The 1,169-nt window shown below is 41.9% G+C and carries 2 protein-coding genes; both read right to left on the bottom strand.

The features are described 5' to 3' along the window. Positions 1-293 precede the first annotated feature (293 nt). Positions 294-494: a hypothetical protein gene (locus tag ACO6UY_RS24710; RefSeq protein WP_422491711.1), complete on the bottom strand. Its 201-nt coding sequence runs from the start codon at positions 492-494 to the stop codon at positions 294-296. Positions 495-506: 12 nt separating this feature from the next. Beyond that, the gene (locus ACO6UY_RS24705) at positions 507-992 is read right to left on the bottom strand and encodes an RDD family protein (protein WP_422464133.1); all 486 of its coding nucleotides are present in this window, start codon (positions 990-992) and stop codon (positions 507-509) included. Positions 993-1,169 lie beyond the last annotated feature (177 nt).

Genomic DNA, 1,169 nt, shown 5'->3' with positions numbered 1-1,169 from the left:
AGGTTTCACCATCATCGTTGAACCGCCCGGTGCGGACCCGCATGCCGGGTGCTGTGGGGAGGGCCGGAGAAAGACCAGCCCTTACCCGATTTAGGTTTCGGTTATTCCTGGTGAGTTAATTTCTTTGCTACCGGCCAATCCTTATGAGCAAGATATAAAAGAGCAAAAAAGTTAATCAGAGGCACCAAGAAAAGCAAGCCAATGTAGCCTTTGAAACCAGCTCGTGAAAAGACCTTCCACCCGCTGAAACCAATTAAAGCCCATATAGCAATTAAAAGAAGATATACCATGTTTTAATTCTCTCTATACGATGGCCATTCTGCAAAAGCCAAATACACTAAGAAAGCAAGATTTAAGCCTGGAACCCAGAATACAAATTTTGGGGCATCAACAAATCCAGCTTTTGTATATACTTTTTCTATTGCATGACCAGTTGCAAACCAAATTGCTAGTGCAATTAAAATTTCAAGAATAACCACTACGATACCTTTCAATTATTTTAATTTTCAGTTGCCAGAAAACTCTACGTTTTCAACACCCCTATTTTTAGGACGGATTACAACCGTGCCAGCAAGTTTATCATGCCACCCCTGCTTTTTCCCATCCCAAGCAACCCAAAAGAAACCAAGGAAAATTGGAAGCATGGATAGAAAATAACCAATATATCTAATCACTGACTGCTGTATGGTCGGTTTGTTACCAGTCTTTTCATCAACGACAATAGCTTTTATTGCCATTTTTCCGGGTGTTGCAGACTTATACACCCAGAAAAGTACAGTCGCCACAAAGGGCATCACATATGATAGTAAAAAATCAGAACCTCCCTGAATGAAGTCCTCTGAATAAAAATATTGTTCCCCATATATCATCATCAGCCATGGCAATGTCACACCAAATATTATTAGCGAATCAATAATTGATGCTCCAAATCTTACCCAAAATCCAGCATACTCATATGCCGTCCCAAATTTTTCTACTTCTTTACCACTCATTACAACTCCTTATTGAGTTTGTTGTTGAAATTTGATGAGAAACCTAACGCCTGCATGTGGGGCACCGAAGGCGTCCCTACGATGCACTTGGTACGCCCGGCATGGGCATGAACTGATGGGGTGAAAGTCCCCTGTGGGAGAACCTACATCTGACTGGCGGTAAAGACGCCTGCTGAT

Source organism: Endozoicomonas sp. ALE010, from assembly GCF_049310165.1.
In the GTDB taxonomy this organism is placed as follows: Bacteria; Pseudomonadota; Gammaproteobacteria; order Pseudomonadales; family Endozoicomonadaceae; genus Endozoicomonas.
The sequence above is the reverse complement of the archived record's forward strand: the minus strand, read 5'-3'. Positions and strand labels throughout refer to the sequence as shown.

Coding starts and splice junctions, on each gene's coding strand:
- ACO6UY_RS24705 (WP_422464133.1), bottom strand. CDS start 992: ATGAGTGGTAAAGAAGTAGAAAAATTTGGGACGGCATATGAGTATGCT.